At 44.1% G+C, this 16,572-nt stretch carries 15 protein-coding genes; 12 read left to right on the forward strand and 3 right to left on the reverse strand.

Going from position 1 to position 16,572, the window contains the following annotated elements; genetic code table 11:
• Positions 1 to 13: 13 nt before the first annotated feature.
• Positions 14 to 2,290 carry a formate C-acetyltransferase gene (gene pflB, locus GT674_RS00270; RefSeq protein ID WP_178637702.1) on the forward strand — a complete coding sequence of 759 codons (2,277 nt, stop codon included), beginning with the start codon at positions 14 to 16 and terminating at the stop codon, positions 2,288 to 2,290.
• A gap of 18 nt (positions 2,291 to 2,308) precedes the next feature.
• On the forward strand, positions 2,309 to 3,031 hold the full coding sequence (locus GT674_RS00275; protein WP_161283831.1) for an FUSC family protein: 723 nt from the start codon (positions 2,309 to 2,311) through the stop codon (positions 3,029 to 3,031).
• A 153-nt stretch (positions 3,032 to 3,184) separates the two neighbouring features.
• Here the strand turns inward: GT674_RS00275 and GT674_RS00280 are convergent, their stop codons facing one another.
• Positions 3,185 to 5,152 (reverse strand): oleate hydratase, encoded by a 1,968-nt coding sequence (locus GT674_RS00280; RefSeq protein WP_161283832.1) that lies wholly within the window; start codon positions 5,150 to 5,152, stop codon positions 3,185 to 3,187.
• A gap of 124 nt (positions 5,153 to 5,276) precedes the next feature.
• On the reverse strand, positions 5,277 to 5,840 hold the full coding sequence (locus GT674_RS00285) for a TetR/AcrR family transcriptional regulator (protein ID WP_161283833.1): 564 nt from the start codon (positions 5,838 to 5,840) through the stop codon (positions 5,277 to 5,279).
• A 355-nt stretch (positions 5,841 to 6,195) separates the two neighbouring features.
• On the opposite strand from GT674_RS00285, the gene rplM reads away from it, so the two are divergent.
• The 7 genes from rplM (at position 6,196) to GT674_RS00320 (ending at position 13,316) form a co-directional block, all read left to right on the forward strand.
• Entirely contained in the window at positions 6,196 to 6,624 is a 429-nt protein-coding gene (gene rplM, locus GT674_RS00290) for a 50S ribosomal protein L13 (protein ID WP_161283834.1), read from the forward strand.
• A gap of 16 nt (positions 6,625 to 6,640) precedes the next feature.
• Entirely contained in the window at positions 6,641 to 7,033 is a 393-nt protein-coding gene (gene rpsI / locus GT674_RS00295; protein ID WP_161283835.1) for a 30S ribosomal protein S9, read from the forward strand.
• 654 nt (positions 7,034 to 7,687) lie between these two features.
• Positions 7,688 to 8,746, forward strand: a complete 1,059-nt coding sequence (locus GT674_RS00300; RefSeq protein ID WP_161283836.1) for an FUSC family protein — start codon at positions 7,688 to 7,690, stop codon at positions 8,744 to 8,746.
• Positions 8,747 to 8,897: 151 nt separating this feature from the next.
• Positions 8,898 to 9,749, forward strand: a complete 852-nt coding sequence (rfbD, locus tag GT674_RS00305; protein ID WP_161283837.1) for a dTDP-4-dehydrorhamnose reductase — start codon at positions 8,898 to 8,900, stop codon at positions 9,747 to 9,749.
• A gap of 1 nt (position 9,750) precedes the next feature.
• Positions 9,751 to 11,049, forward strand: a complete 1,299-nt coding sequence (locus GT674_RS00310; RefSeq protein ID WP_161283838.1) for a dicarboxylate/amino acid:cation symporter — start codon at positions 9,751 to 9,753, stop codon at positions 11,047 to 11,049.
• A 145-nt stretch (positions 11,050 to 11,194) separates the two neighbouring features.
• Positions 11,195 to 12,751 (forward strand): ABC-F family ATP-binding cassette domain-containing protein, encoded by a 1,557-nt coding sequence (locus GT674_RS00315; protein WP_161283839.1) that lies wholly within the window; start codon positions 11,195 to 11,197, stop codon positions 12,749 to 12,751.
• A gap of 118 nt (positions 12,752 to 12,869) precedes the next feature.
• Positions 12,870 to 13,316, forward strand: a complete 447-nt coding sequence (locus GT674_RS00320) for a transporter (protein ID WP_161283840.1) — start codon at positions 12,870 to 12,872, stop codon at positions 13,314 to 13,316.
• Here the strand turns inward: GT674_RS00320 and GT674_RS00325 are convergent.
• Positions 13,313 to 13,768: a CYTH domain-containing protein gene (locus GT674_RS00325; protein WP_161283841.1), complete on the reverse strand. Its 456-nt coding sequence runs from the start codon at positions 13,766 to 13,768 to the stop codon at positions 13,313 to 13,315. The two genes, GT674_RS00320 and GT674_RS00325, sit on opposite strands and share 4 nt — an antisense overlap.
• A 130-nt stretch (positions 13,769 to 13,898) precedes the next feature.
• Here GT674_RS00325 and GT674_RS00330 point away from each other — a divergent pair, with 130 nt between their 5' ends.
• The 3 genes from GT674_RS00330 to clpP all read left to right on the forward strand — a co-directional run bounded on the left by GT674_RS00330 (position 13,899) and on the right by clpP (position 16,565).
• Positions 13,899 to 14,456, forward strand: coding sequence for a DJ-1 family glyoxalase III (locus GT674_RS00330; RefSeq protein ID WP_161283842.1), 558 nt, complete (start codon positions 13,899 to 13,901; stop codon positions 14,454 to 14,456).
• A gap of 190 nt (positions 14,457 to 14,646) precedes the next feature.
• Positions 14,647 to 15,933 carry a trigger factor gene (tig, locus tag GT674_RS00335; RefSeq protein WP_161283843.1) on the forward strand — a complete coding sequence of 429 codons (1,287 nt, stop codon included), beginning with the start codon at positions 14,647 to 14,649 and terminating at the stop codon, positions 15,931 to 15,933.
• 50 nt (positions 15,934 to 15,983) lie between these two features.
• Positions 15,984 to 16,565, forward strand: coding sequence for an ATP-dependent Clp endopeptidase proteolytic subunit ClpP (gene clpP / locus GT674_RS00340; RefSeq protein WP_022214226.1), 582 nt, complete (start codon positions 15,984 to 15,986; stop codon positions 16,563 to 16,565).
• Positions 16,566 to 16,572 lie beyond the last annotated feature (7 nt).

Below are 16,572 nucleotides of genomic sequence, written 5' to 3' on the forward strand. Positions count from 1 at the left end.
GAGGATACAGGCAATGCCAATGACAAAACCTGGAAAGTTTGACAGCAAAGGAGCATGGGACGGTTTCCGCGGAGAAATCTGGCAGGAAGAAATCAACGTTCGTGATTTCATTCAGAAAAACTATACACCATATGATGGAGATGAGAGTTTTCTGGCAGATGCGACTGAGAAAACTGAAAAATTATGGGACCATGTTCAGAAGCTGCAGAAAGAAGAGAGAGAAAAAGGCGGTGTTCTGGAGTGTGAAACAGAGGTTGTTTCCGGTCTGACCGCGTATGGACCTGGATATATCAGTGAAGAACTGAAAGACCTGGAGCAGATCGTAGGTTTACAGACAGACAAACCTCTGAAACGTGCATTCATGCCGTATGGTGGTATCCGCATGGCGGTTCAGGCTGCCGAGACTTACGGATATGAGATTAATCCGGAACTCAAAAAAATCTTTACAACTTATGTGACAACTCATAACGATGCTGTTTTTGGTGCATACACTCCGGAAATGCGTCTTGCAAGAAAGACACACGTTGTAACAGGTCTTCCGGATACTTACGGACGCGGACGTATCGTAGGTGACTATCGTCGAGTGGCTCTTTACGGAATCGATCGTCTGATCGAGGCAAAAAAAGTAGCTCATTACCGTGCAGGCTGCGGAAACATGTACGATGATGTCATCCGTATGCGTGAGGAAATCAGCCAGCAGCTCAAAGCTCTCAATGAGATGAAGAAGATGGCTGAGATCTATGGATACGATATCTCCAGACCGGCAAAAAATGCCCGCGAAGCAGTTCAGTGGCTGTATTTCGGATATCTGGCAGCAGTCAAGACACAGAACGGAGCAGCAATGAGTGTCGGACGTATTTCCACATTCCTGGATATTTACATTCAGCGTGATATCGAAAAAGGAATCCTCACAGAAGATGAGGCACAGGAACTGATCGACCACATGACCATGAAGTTCAGAATGGTAAAATTCGCACGTATTCCGGAATACAACCAGTTATTCTCAGGTGACCCGACCTGGGTAACCCTGGAAGTTGGCGGAACAAGTCTGGACGGACGCCATATGGTAACAAAGACAGACTATCGTTTCCTTCATACTCTGGAAAACATGGGACCAAGCCCGGAACCGAACCTTACCGTTCTTTACAGCCCGAACCTTCCGAGAGCTTTCAAAGAATATGCGGCTAAGATCTCCGTTGATACAAGTTCCATCCAGTATGAGAATGACGAAGTTATGAAACCGGAATGGGGAGATGACTATTCTATCTGCTGCTGTGTTTCCGCAACAAAGACAGGTAAAGAGATCCAGCTCTTCGGTGCCCGTGCAAACCTTGCAAAAACACTGCTGTACGCATTCAATGGTGGTTTCGACGAGAAACACAGAATCCAGTGTGGACCGGCAATGGCAAAAATTACTTCTGAATATGCTGATTATGATGAAGTGGTTGAGAAATTTGACTGGTGGATGGACTGGCTCGCAGACATTTATGTAAATGTGCTCAATCTGATCCACTACATGCATGATAAATACTACTATGAAGCAGCAGAGATGGCTCTGATCGATAATGACTGTGAACGTTCCTTTGCAACAGGTATTGCAGGATTCTCACACGTTGTAGATTCCCTCAGTGCGATTAAATATGCCAAAGTTAAGATTATCCGTGACGAAGAAGGCATCACAAAAGACTTCGAGATTGAGGGAGACTTCCCACGCTACGGAAATGATGATCCGCGTGCAGATGAGATTGCAACCTGGCTTCTGCGTACCTTCTTTGACAAAATCCGCCGTCGTCACACATACCGTGACTCCAAACCGAGTACTTCTATACTGACCATTACTTCCAATGTAGTATATGGAGAGGCTACAGGAGCTACACCGGACGGACGTAAAGCATACACTTCCTTTGCACCAGGAGCTTCACCGTCTTATGGCGCAGAGCAGAACGGACTTCTTGCTTCCCTGAACTCTGTTGCAAAGATTCCGTATCACTGGGCACTGGATGGTATTTCCAATACACAGACGATCAACCCGGATGCACTGGGACATGAAGAAAAAGAGCGCAAAGAAAATCTGGTAAACATCCTTGACGGATACTTCTCACAGGATGCTCATCATCTGAATGTCAATGTGTTTGGAACCGAGAAACTGATCGATGCAATGGAACATCCGGAAAAAGAAGAGTATCAGAACTTTACAATCCGTGTTTCTGGATACGCCGTTAAGTTTATTTCCCTGACAAAGAAACAGCAGCTTGATGTTATCGCACGTACCTGCCATAAGAGACTTTAATAAGGGAAAGATATAGATATGGCATTTGGATTTGGACCGCAGGAAATGCTGGACAGAGCACAGGTGCCAGACAAATGGCAGCTTACGCCACTTAAAAATTTCAAATCTCCCCGGGTTCGGGCGAGGATGTGGCGTACTGCTCTGGCAGTATTGATCACTGCCATAGTTTACGAATACCTCCTAAGCGAACGAAATCCGTGTTTTGCATTAATCGGTGCAGTCTACGCGGTAGGAAGCCAGTTTGAAGAGGGCTTCCACAACGGAATCAATCGGGTGATCGGTACTTTGGTTGGAGGTCTCCTGGTGATTCCTTTCTATGAATTGTATACCAGTCAGCCCTTCGGGGTTCCTGACTGGATATGGCTTGTTTCCGGTCTGTGTCTTGTGATCTGGTGCAATTTTGCACTGGGTGCAGACTCAGCGATTCAGCCTGGAAGTGTTATTTATTTTGTCGTGATCTATACAGTAGGTACGGAGCGGGTACTCCCATACACAATAGCCCGCATCCTTGATACTGGTGGAGGTGTGCTGATCACACTTCTGCTGTATGTGCTGTTTCCCTCAAAGCACGACAGAGAAAAAGGTGTTTCTTTACTAACCTTCTGGGCTGAAACAAAATATGCTTTTAAATCTTACATAAACAAAAACCGCACATCCCGAAAGAAAGAGCGTGAAAATTTCGGGGTGGAAGGTGAAAAATTTTCTACTATAATCTCTAAAATAAAAGATAGACATAAGTGATATTAAAAAATCCTGGAGCAGGTCTTCTGACCTGTTCCAGGATTTTTTGAATATGTGTGTATTATTAGGATATCATAGATAAGATCCAGATGCAGTAACATATATTATAGAAATATTGCAATTTTTAATGTTTGTACGAAACAGAGAAAGATGTTACATATCATCCTTCAGTACATCGTAGTCTCTTAAGACTTTCTCGATCACAGTTCCCTTGATGAAATGAAGTACTGGTTTCAGGATAAGGTTTGCTCCAGGAATGTCGAGCTCCAGTGGGGATTTGCCATCCATCAGTTTGACGCTGCTACTTAAGAGCTCACGGATATCGTAAACGCTTCCCCATACTTCCGGTACACCACGGTCAACACCGAGAAGTCCGTAAACAGCTTCCATAGCAGTTCTGACAGAGTACTCTGTGGTAAATACAGTGTCACGAGGTGTATCTGCGAACTGGCCGAGGAAAGCGAAGTTTACACAGCCATCCGGGATTACATCCGGGCGGTCACCCTTGGTTCTTGGCATGAAGAATGCGGTGATATAAGGCATCATGGTCGGTACACACACTGCACTGTGCTCAGCGAGTTCATCAATCTGATCTTCTGGAACACCAAGGTGATACAGCCATTCTGCGGTGATCTCTTTACCGGTACAATCCTTCATAGGTTTCTTGATATAGTCTCCAGGTACGTCTGTGAACAGACCATAAACCCATACGCAGACTTTATCTTTATCCTGATCCTTGAACTGTCCCTGACGGTTGATGGTCCAGCTTAAGAGCCACTTGGAATCTTGGCAGCTTACAATACCGCCGGTAACAACCTTGCCGGTACGAGGATCACGTTTGCAGATATCGGTGATATATGGAATGATCTTGTCATCCAGAGTTGTGACTGTTGCAGATTCCCAGTTGGTCTTGCTGATATCGGAGCAGAATTTTTCTGGATGTCCGAAGGACGGATCCTGCACTGCGATATTTTTCCAGAGGGACCAGCAGCCGCTTGTACGAACCTCGGCATCACCGTTTGGTGCATGGTTCTGATCACCATAGATCGTGCCTTCTGTACAGCTTCCGTTGGTAACAAATACGAGGTCATTTTCGGTAAGGACAATGCCTTTTTCTACACCATTTACTTTGCATTCGATCGCAGAGGCAATCTTCTTGTCATCCTTGAAATCAAAGATAACATTGGTAACTTCTGTGTTGAACTGGAAATCAACACCAGCATCTTCCAGATATTTCTGCATAGGAAGAATCAGGGAATCATACTGATTATATTTGGTGAATTTCAGAGCACTGAAATCCGGAAGTCCAGCAATGTGATGGATGAAACGCTGGAAATAAAGCTTCATCTCCAGGGCACTGTGCCAGTTTTCAAATGCGAACATGGTTCTCCAGTACAGCCAGAAAGTGGAATCAAATACTTCGTCGTCGAAAACATCTTCGATGGTCTTATCGTAGAGGTCTTCGTCTTTTGTCATGAAGAGTTTCATGATTTCCATACAGCCTTTCTGGCTGAGGTTAAATTTACCATCTGTGTGAGCATCCTCTCCGCGGTTTACAGTCGCACGGCAGAGAGAATAGTTAGGGTCATGTTTGTTCAGCCAGTAATATTCATCCAGTACGGAAACAGCAGGTGTTTCAATGGAAGGAATACTGCGGAACAGATCCCAGAGACATTCGAAATGGTTTTCCATTTCACGTCCGCCTCTCATGACATAGCCGCGGGTCGGATCGAAGATGCCGTCGCAGGCACCGCCGGCAATGTCCATAGCCTCCAGAATATGGATATGGGAGCCTGGCATCTGGGCATCACGAACGAGGAAGCAGGCAGCAGCGAGAGAAGCAAGACCGCTTCCTACGATATATGCGTGTTTGTCATCTACGCCTTCCGGTTTCTCCGGGCGGGCAAATGCCTCATAGTTACCGTTGGTATAGTAGATGCCTTTGCTGTTCTTTTCGTATTTGCCGCGTTCTGTATTGCGGTAATCAGCTCTTGCAGCTTTGGCCTTTTTTGCTTTGGTTTCTTTGATCTCCTTGTTTTCCTGAGAAGTCTTTGCAAGCATGGCAGCTGCTCCGGCTCCTGCTGCGAGTGCAACACCAAGTTTTAATCCTTTTTTAGACATATAAAAAACCACCTTTCATGTGTTTATAATGATCTGTGAACGGTATTGTTTGTTTCTGTCTACATAGTATTGCCATTTTGGATAATTTTCAATTTACAAAAAAAGCGAAATGAGCAAAAACTTATCATTCTGTCGAATTTGTAAAGTTTTTGATGGAATTTGAGATATTTCCATGCAGAGTCGTACACATATCTGTACAGATAGAAGTGTAATCAGCCTTCATTCCCTGATGGATCCAGTCGAGCAGGATTCCGACAAAACTGTACTTATAAAAATCTGCAATGAAATTCTTCTGAGCTTCCGTGATGGAAGTCCCGACAGAGCGTTCCTCCACCACGCCCATGATCAGATCGTGGGTCAGACGAAAAAGGAAGTTTTCGATCTGTTCGCGGCTCAGAGAATTATAGGCATTCATAATAAAAGCTTTGTTTTCATAAACGGCCTCAAAAATCTGCAGAAGTCCTTCCTCCCAGGTGCTGTATGTCTTTTTACCCTGGAGAGCCCGTGTGGATTCTTCGAGGCAGGCCCATTCGACCAGATCATAGATGTCCTTAAAATGATAATAAAAAGTCATTCTGCTGATTCCACAGTCTGTAGTGAGATCGTTAATCGTAATTTTTGTCAGGGGTTTTTTGAGAAGAAGTCTTTTGAGGGATTCTTCCAGAGCATGTTTGGTTATATTGGACAAGTGCAATTCCTCCGTTTCTTTTTGTGGATATGTTATACGGCTGCAGCTTTTTTCTTTCATTATAAGTGCAAAACAGCGATGATACAAGCATGAGAAGAGGGCAGCGGTGTCTATTGAAAAAAATATCGAAAAACTGGGAAAAAACTGTTGACAGATGAAGAACGTTATAGTAGAATTACCCAATGTGACGTAGTGCGATGACTCCTGAGCCAAAGCCCCGGCAAAGGTGTTTTTTATCAGCGGTTTCGGACATTTCCGCAGTATATATTTGCACTGATCACCAGGAATTATATATGACATCACGGATGAACGTGATTAAACAAACTATCGTTGATAAATAACAGGAGGTAAAACCATGCAGACTTATATGGCTAATCCAGATAAAATCGAAAGAAAATGGTATGTAGTTGACGCTGAAGGCTGTACACTGGGCCGTCTGGCATCTGGTGTTGCAAGCGTATTAAGAGGAAAGAACAAACCTCAGTTTACACCACACGTAGATACAGGTGACTATGTGATCGTTGTTAACGCTGACAAGATCAAAGTTACAGGTAAGAAAATGGATCAGAAGATTTACTATCATCACTCCGACTATGTTGGTGGAATGAAAGAAACCACATTAAAAGAAATGATGGCTAAGAAACCGGAGAAGGTTATCGAGCTGGCTGTTAAAGGTATGCTTCCAAAAGGACCTCTGGGAAGAACCATGTACAAGAAACTTTTCGTTTATGCCGGACCAGAGCACAAGCATGAAGCTCAGAAACCGGAAACCTTAACATTTTAATAGGAGGTAGGAGACATTGGCTAGCGCAAAATTCTACGGAACAGGAAGAAGAAAGAAATCAATCGCAAGAGTTTACCTTACACCTGGTACAGGCAAAATCACAATCAATAAAAGAGATATCGATGAGTACTTCGGATTAGAGACTCTGAAAGTTATCGTTCGTCAGCCACTGGCTGCAACAGAAACAGATGGTAAATTTGACGTTCTCGTTAACGTTAAAGGTGGCGGATACACAGGACAGGCTGGTGCCATCAGACATGGTGTTGCAAGAGCCCTTCTTGAGGCAGACGCAGAGTACAGACCAGTTCTCAAAGCAGCTGGATTCCTTACTCGTGATCCACGTATGAAAGAACGTAAGAAATACGGTCTCAAAGCAGCTCGTAGAGCACCGCAGTTCTCTAAACGATAATTTCAATCGAATACAGAAAACTATTAAAACCTCGGAAAGCCTTGATTTTCCGGGGTTTTTCTTATATCTGAGATTACTGAAATTTTCTAAAAAAGTGGTGGATTTTGAAGCGTAGCACATTGAAAAAATATATTGAGATATTGCAAACAAAAAATGCATATGATATAATTGCCATAGGCAAAAGAGATTATAAGTCCATGCGGACAAAAGAGTGAAAGCCCTCGAAGTTGCAGCTTCTTGGGCTTTCTTCTTATTTTATTATAGTGGATAAGAAACCACTAGGTTAGAGCTGTCCTACTTGCCGCCATCTAGCCATTTGCAAACATAGTAGGCAATTATGCTTGCCGTACAGGAGACAAGAAACGAGATTATAATATCCATGCGGTTCACCTCCTCCCGTTGCCGGGTATCGGTTGGACAACATAAGCATTATATCATAGAACAATGCGTACGAGAATATCGGACTTCAGATAAGTGAAAATTGTCAATGCAACTAATACTTCCCTTTGGGGCGGAGATGGTTATAACCTTTATCTGGAAATGATTGAATCCAAGATAGTGGCGTATAAGGATTGGATTTACAAATTTCCACTTGACCTTTGTGGCATTTTGCGGTATAGTTCTCTACACTTTTCAAAGTAAGGAGCGAGAATTATGACTTTTTATCAGGAACTTCAGCTGAGCTCGGCCGGGTCGAAGCAGCTGATCAAAAACACCACAGATCCAAAAGAAAAACGAAGACACATTCTGATCTATAATTTCAAAGTTTACCTTGTGATGGCATTTTGCGTCGCAGTAGTTTCTCTGTACAGCAAGCTGACCGGAAGTGCAAACAGTGTTGTAGGAGTTACCGTGCTGCTCGCAGTTCTTGTTCTCAGACAGGCAGATTTTGGAATCAGGACCTCACATGGACTGCTTTCCATAGCAGGCATCTACGGGATTCTGATGATTGCGCCGAGAGTTTCCAATATGCTGTCACCGCTGCCGGCATTTGTCGTAAATGTGGCCGCAATCCTTCTTTTGATGATTCTGGGATGTCATAATGTGATTATGTATAACCATTCTACCTTTGTTCTTGGATATCTGCTGTTGCTTGGTTACGATGTGACAGGAGCAGAATATATCAGGCGAGTAGAAGGGCTTGCAGTGGGAATGATCCTGTGTATGATCATTTTTTACAAAAACCAGAAAAACCGTCCGTACAGAAGAACCTTTCTGGATCTGTTTCGTGAATTTGACCTGCATTCTGCGCGGGGCAGATGGTATCTCAAACTGACCCTTATTGTTTCCAGTGCGATGCTCTTTATGAATCTTCTTGGACTGCCGAGAGCAATGTGGGCAGGAATTGCCTGTATGTCTGTATGTCTTCCGTTTACGGAAGACTGTATGGGACGTGTCGGAAAGAGAGGAATGTTCAACATCGTGGGATGTGCCCTGTTTGTTGTACTGTACCTGATTCTTCCGGAATCCATGTATCCGTATATTGGAATGATCGGGGGAATTGGTGTCGGATATTCAGCAGGTTATGCATGGCAGACAGCGTTCAATACGTTTGGTGCACTGTCCATTGCGGCGGGATTATTCGGAATGCCGGCGGCAGTAGCACTTCGTATCGGAGCCAATGTATTTGGTGCTGTCTATACGATCATCTGCAACAAGACGATCGACAGGCTTGCAGCCATGCAGTCTGTAAGAAAAGAGGCCAGAGTCTGAAGAATTTGTATATGTCCAAAATGACAGGAAAAATATGTTTTTTCTTGACATGGATATACACAATTGATAAAATATTTGCGAATGTAGATTGAAGCGGTGCTGATTTGATCTGAATCAGCACCGTAATTTATTATGAGGAGGAAACAGAGAGATGTTAAAAGTCTGGATTGCAGGTGCAAATGGACAGATTGGCCGTGCACTGAATGACATGCTTGATCCGATGGAAATCGAGGCTCTGAATACAGATATTGATGAGCTGGACATTACCGATACGGATGAAGTCCTTAATTTCGGTACGATCAACCGCCCGGATGTGATCATCAACTGTACAGGTATCACAAATACGGATGAATGTGAAAAAAATCCGGAACACGCATATCGTGTCAACGCACTTGGTGCAAGAAACTTAAGTATCGTAGCCCGTAAATGTGGCTCAAAGATCGTACAGATTTCCACAGACGATGTGTTTGATGGAAAGAGTAAGAAACCTTATACGGAATTTGATGATACAAATCCGCTGACTGTTTATGGAAGATCTAAGAGAGCCGGTGAGAATTATGTCAAAGAATTTACACATAAGCACTTTATCATTCGAAGCAACTGGGTGTATGGCCATAAAGGCAATAACTTTGTAAACCGTGTTCTGGAAGCGGCAGATAAGGGAAACCCGTTATCCGTTGCATCTGATCAGTTTGGATCTCCGACAAGCGCAGAGGATCTGGCAAAGATGATCCTGTATCTGATCAGCACCAACGAGTATGGAACCTACCATGTGACCTGCACAGGAGTATGCAGCCGATATGAGTTTGCACAGGAAATTCTGAAGCTTGCAGGAAAAAGTATGAAGCTTAAAGCCGTTCCAACGGAACAGTCAGATCTTTCTTCTGTAAGACCTCCGTATGCAGTTTTGGATAACTTTATCCTTCGTATTATTGAAATGTACAATATGCCTGACTGGAAAGAGTCACTGAAGGTATACATGGATGAAAGAACGGAGGACTGAGATGAAAGAAAAAAACGTAAAAACAAAAACTCCGAACAAAAAGGCACTTGGCCTGACTACCAAGATCTTTATTGCCCTGCTTGCAGGTGCGATCCTGGGTATTGTACTCTGCTATCTGGTTCCGGACAGCAGCTTTAAGAAAGATGTGATCGTAGAAGGTATTCTGTATGTGATCGGACAGGGCTTTATCCGTCTGATGAAGATGCTGGTTGTACCGCTGGTATTCTGCTCTCTGGTCTGCGGAAGTATGGCAATCGGAGATACCAAGAAGCTTGGAACCGTTGGTGTAAGAACACTGGTATTTTATCTGTTTACGACAGCGCTGGCAGTTGTTGTCGCACTTTCTGTAGGTAATCTGCTTAATCCTGGCGTTGGACTCGATATGAGTGCGATCCAGACCTCCGCAGCTTCTGTGGAGACGATGGAGGCTACATCTCTGACAGATACGATCCTGAATATCATTCCGGATAATCCGATCAATTCTCTGGCAAGCGGAACCATGCTGCAGGTAATTGTATTTGCACTGATCATTGGTGTGATCCTTGCAAAGATGGGAGAACGTGCCGAGACAGTAGCAAACTTTTTCAGTCAGTTCAATGATATTATGATGGAAATGACCATGATGATCATGAGCCTTGCTCCGATCGGAGTTTTCTGCCTGATCAGCCGTACCTTTGCAAACATCGGTTTCAGTGCTTTTATTCCGCTGGCAAAATATATGATCGGTGTACTGCTTGCACTGGCAATCCAGTGTTTCGGTGTATATCAGATTCTGCTGAAGATATTTACAGGGCTGAATCCGATCCGATTTATCAAGAAGTTCTTCCCGGTTATGGCATTCGCATTCTCAACAGCGACATCCAATGCGACCATTCCGCTTTCTATTGATACACTTTCCAAGAAAATCGGTGTATCAAAGAAGATTTCTTCCTTTACCATTCCGCTTGGTGCGACCATCAATATGGATGGTACCTCCATCATGCAGGGTGTTGCGGTTGTGTTTGCGGCACAGGCATTTGGTATTCATCTGACACCGATGGATTACGTGACCGTTGTCGGAACAGCAACCCTCGCTTCTATCGGTACAGCAGGTGTTCCAAGTGTTGGTCTTGTAACACTGACCATGGTATTTAATTCTGTCGGACTTCCGGTTGAAGCCATCGGTCTGATCATGGGTATCGACCGAATTCTTGATATGACAAGAACAGCAGTCAACATCACAGGTGATGCGGTCTGCACAACGATCGTTGCTCATCAGAATGGTGCACTCGATAAGAAAGTATTTAACGAAACTGAATAAAAAGATCAATATACAGAAAACGGCTGTACGCAAAAGTATGGTCGTTTTTTCTGTCTCAATATAAGAGATGCAAAACAGGTTGCATTTGCTGTCGGGCTTCGGCTATAATACGAGATATCAGTATGAATGAAAGAGAGAATGAACTATGAGCATATTAAATGTAGAACATCTGACACATGGGTTTGGCGACAGGGCCATTTTTGCAGATGTTTCTTTCAGACTCCTGAAAGGAGAGCATATCGGACTTGTTGGGGCCAACGGCGAAGGTAAGTCTACTTTTATGAGTATTGTTACAGGGAAACTGATGCCGGATGAGGGCAAGGTAGAATGGGCAAAGAATGTTCATGCAGGATATCTGGATCAGCATGCTGTCCTTGAGAAAGGGATGACGATCCAGGAAGTTCTGAAATCTGCGTTTGACCCGCTTCTTCAGAAAGAGCAGAGGATGAATGAAATCTGTGACCTTTTGGGCAGTGTAGATGAAGAAGAGATGAATACACTTATGGAAGAACTCGGGACGATCCAGGATGAACTGACACTGCATGATTTTTATGTGATCGATGCAAAAGTAGAGGAGGTTGCCAGAGCACTTGGGCTTCTGGACCTGGGACTTGAACGGGATGTGACAGACTTGAGCGGTGGTCAGAGGACCAAGGTGCTCCTCGGCAAGCTGCTGTTGGAGAAACCGGATATTCTTCTTCTGGATGAGCCAACCAATTATCTCGACGAAGAGCATATCGCATGGCTGAAACGTTATCTTCTCGATTATGAGAACGCTTTTATTCTTATTTCTCATGACATTCCATTTCTAAATGAGGTGGTCAACATCATCTATCATATGGAAAACCAGGAACTGAACCGTTATGTGGGTGATTATGATCATTTCCAGGAGGTCTATGCAGTGAAGAAAGCACAGCTTGAGGCTGCGTACCGCCGTCAGCAGCAGGAGATCAGTGAACTGAAGGATTTTGTGGCGAGAAACAAGGCCCGTGTATCTACAAGAAATATGGCAATGTCCAGGCAGAAAAAGCTGGACAAGATGGATGTGATCGAACTGGCGGCGGAGAAGCCGAAGCCGGAATTCCATTTCCGCTATGGACGTACCCCGGGTAAGCTGCTTTTTGAGACGCATGATCTGGTGATCGGCTATGATGAGCCATTATCAAAACCTCTGAACTTCACCATGGAACGCGGACAGAAGATCGCTCTGGTCGGAACCAACGGAATTGGAAAAACAACACTGCTCAAGAGTATCCTGGGACTGATCCCGTCACTCAAGGGAAGCTGTGAGAGAGGAGAAAATCTCCAGCTCGGATATTTTGAGCAGGAGGTCAAGGGAGATAATAAGACTACCTGTATCGAGGAATTGTGGCAGGAATTCCCGTCCTATACACAGTATGAAGTACGTTCAGCACTTGCAAAATGCGGTCTTACCACGAAGCATATTGAGAGTCAGGTACGGGTACTGAGCGGTGGAGAACAGGCAAAGGTCCGTCTCTGCAAGCTGGTTAATCGAGATACCAATGTTCTTCTTCTGGATGAGCCGACAAACCATCTGGATGTGGACGCAAAGGAAGCATTAAAAAGTGCACTCCGGGAATACAGAGGAAGTATTCTTCTGATCTGCCATGAACCGGAATTTTATCAGGATGTGGTAAATGAAGTCTGGGATATGAGCAAATGGACCACAAAGGTTTTTTAAACGTAAGTTCATTATAAATAAAAATGAATGTACGGATAAAAGGACATGACAGGGCATATATCCTCATGATAAGCTAAAACTGTAGTTGTTCAACAGAGCATTATATTATGGAGGGTTTATGAACAAAAATGTAAATCACAGGATACGGAAGCACTTTAATGAGTGGATCTACAATGCTGCACGTTATACAGAGATTGTGCTTTCCATTGTCATTCTGATCGTAATCGCACTGGCCGGTGTCCGGCTGATTTACGAACTCACAGAGATACCCATTATGGATATGGATATCGACTTTTTTACACAGTTTCTTGCAAATGCACTGTCGCTGGTAGTCGGAGTCGAGTTTGTCAAGATGCTCTGTCAGCATTCGGCACAGACGGTGGTTGAGGTCCTGATGTTTGCGACGGCGAGACAGATGGTGGTAGAGCATATGAAAACGACACAGACACTGATCGGTGTCATCGCTATTGCCATCCTCTTTGCCATCAGGAAGTTTCTGATGACAGAGGACAGCGATATGGCTCATTCACCATTTAAGAAATGCGATGAAGAAGAGCAGGATTAGGATTTTCCTTTGCTCAGAGTGCTGTTGTGATATTTAGAAGAGTAGGTGACATCCTCACCGAACCATGTCGGCGGAACATAGGCGTTGGCCTGTTCTTCTGAACAAAATTCAACTTCAGCAAGAAAAAGACCGTCATAGTCTTTGTGAAAGATATCAAGTTCGATTGTCAGACCGTCTTTTTCCGGGATCAGATAGCGGGTCTTGGAGATGACAATTCCATCTGCCTTAGGTCTGAGATGTTCATAGGCTTCCTGGGTCAGCGGAAGATTGTATTCTTCCCTGGACAGGAGGCCTTTTGATTTGTAGGTCAGATAATATTCGTCATCCTGTCTTCGGATCCGCACGACCGGATTTGTGCAGAGATAGCCTTGCTCGATCTCGTGAAATGGATAGCTTTCAAGCTCTGCCGGAAGCAGTTCTTTTTTTATAAGAAATTTTCTTTCGATTTCCATACTAGATTCTCCTTTAAATCTGGGAAAAATATTCATTAGAATTTGTAGATTAGTATATATCTTTTTTCTCAAAAATGCTATACTTAACAAATGATATCAGAAAAAAATACGTATAGAATCGGAGGTTCTCATGAGTAAAAAAGTTTATATTTTTCTTGCAGACGGATTTGAAGATATTGAAGGACTGACAGTGGTAGATCTGATGCGCCGTGCGGGGATTGACATAGAGACTGTCTCAATCAGGGAAAGCAGAGAGATCACAACATCCCATGGAATCGAGATGAAAACAGACAGAGTGTTCAAAGAAACAGATTTTTCGGATGCAGATATGCTTGTGCTTCCGGGAGGAATGCCGGGAACCAAATATCTCGGAGAATATCAGCCGCTCTGTGATCTTCTGAGAGATTTTTACGGAAGGGGCGGTAAAGTAGCAGCAATCTGCGCGGCACCGACAGTTCTTGCCTCCCTTGGTTTCCTTGAAGGAAGAAATGCAACCGCATATCCGTCCTGTATGGAAGGACTGGCTGGTGCGAAGCCATCACTTGAGAGTGTTGTCATCGATGGCAATGTGACGACAAGCAGAGGGCTTGGAACTGCTATAGACTTTGCTTTAAGCCTCATCGGACAGCTTCTCGGAGACGAAAAGGCAGACGAGATCGCAGAATCCGTGGTATATTCCCGGAAATAAGGCAAAACAGGACTTTTCTGCAAAAAAATACTGGTGTTTTTATACCTGTTGTGCTATACTACGATAATGACTGTAATTGTATCTCTTGATATTGGGATACAGCTTCCTGTATGCATTATCTGCAGACAGGGATAAGCAATAGATAGAATAATCAGTGGTTTTACCCGCAAATTAAGGAGGAACAGGAAACATGAGTTTACAGGTTGAAAAACTGGAAAAAAACATGGCAAAACTTACAATCGAAGTTTCTGCTGAAGATTTAGAGAAGGCTATGCAGGCTGCATACCAGAAAGCAAAAGGAAGAATCACTCTTCCGGGCTTCCGTAAAGGAAAAGCACCAAGAAAAATGATCGAGCAGATGTACGGCAAGGGAATTTTCCTTGAGGATGCTGCAAACGCTCTGATTCCGGAGCACTACAGCAAAGCTCTTGAGGAATGCGAACTTGAGATCGTATCTCAGCCGCAGATCGATGTAACACAGGCTGAGCCTGGAAAAGCTTTCATCTTCACAGCAGAAGTAGCTGTTAAACCGGAAGTTACTCTTGGTGAGTACAAAGGTGTAGAGGTTCCGAAGTCTGAGACAGAAGTAACAGATGAGGATGTTGAAGCTGAGCTTAAGAAAGAGCAGGAGAAAAACTCCAGAACAGTTACAGTAGAAGACCGTGGAGCAGAGAACGGTGACATCACAACCATCGACTTCGAAGGATTTGTTGACGGTGAAGCATTTGAAGGCGGCAAAGGAACAGACTATCCGCTGACACTTGGATCCGGATCCTTCATCCCGGGATTTGAAGATCAGCTCGTTGGTGCCAAAGAAGGAGACCACGTAGAAGTTAAGGTTACATTCCCGGAAGAATACCAGGCTAAAGAACTGGCTGGCAAGGAAGCTGTATTCCAGTGTGACGTTAAGAAAGTAGAAGCAAAAGAACTTCCGGAACTGGATGATGATTTTGCACAGGATGCTTCTGAGTTCGATACTCTTGCAGAGTACAAAGAAGACATCAAGAAGAACCTGACAGAAAAGAAAGAAAAAGAAGCACGTGCAGCAAAAGAAAACGCAGCAGTGGACAAAGCAATCGAGAACGCTGAGATGGAAATCCCGGATGCAATGGTTGATACTCAGACACGTCAGATGCTGGATGACTTTGCAAGAAGAATGCAGTCTCAGGGACTTACAATGGAACAGTACTTCCAGTTTACAGGAATGACAGCTGAGAAGATGATGGAAGAAATGAAACCGCAGGCTCTTAAGAGAATCCAGACAAGACTGGTTCTTGAGAAAATTGCAGAAGTTGAGAACATTCAGCCGACACAGGAAGAAGTTGACGAAGAGATCAGCAAGATGGCTGAAGCATACAAGATGGAAGCTGACAAGATCAAAGAACTGCTTGGCGAGCGTGAATTAGAGCAGATGAAGAAAGATATGGCTGTACAGAAAGCTGTAACTCTCGTAGCTGACGAAGCAAAAGAAGCCTAAGCAAGAACGATTATGATCCACAGTCAGGCGACGAATGGAGGCATATTTATATGAGTTTAGTACCTTATGTCATTGAGCAGACAAGCAGAGGCGAAAGAAGTTATGACATTTATTCCCGTCTTCTGAAAGACCGTATTATCTTTCTCGGGGAGGAAGTAAATGATGTAAGTGCCAGCATTATCGTGGCACAGCTCCTGTTTCTGGAAGCAGAAGATCCTGGTAAAGACATTCAGTTATATATCAACAGTCCGGGAGGATCTGTAACAGCTGGTATGGCAATCTACGATACAATGAAGTATATCAAATGTGATGTATCTACCATTTGTCTCGGAATGGCAGCCAGCATGGGTGCATTCCTTCTGGCAGGAGGAACCAAAGGCAAGAGATTTGCCCTGCCGCATTCTACCATTATGATCCATCAGCCGTCCGGCGGTGCACAGGGTCAGGCAACAGAGATTCAGATTGTTGCAGATCATATTGCACAGACAAAGCGGACTCTGAATGAGATCCTGGCAGAAAACACAGGACAGCCTTATGAAGTAGTGGAAAAAGACACAGACCGCGACAATTATATGACTGCTGAAGAAGCAAAGGCATACGGACTGATCGATGGTGTTGTCGAGCATAAATAAAGCAGAC

This window comes from Blautia sp. BIOML-A1 (assembly GCF_009883055.1).
Classification (GTDB): domain Bacteria; phylum Bacillota; class Clostridia; order Lachnospirales; family Lachnospiraceae; genus Blautia_A.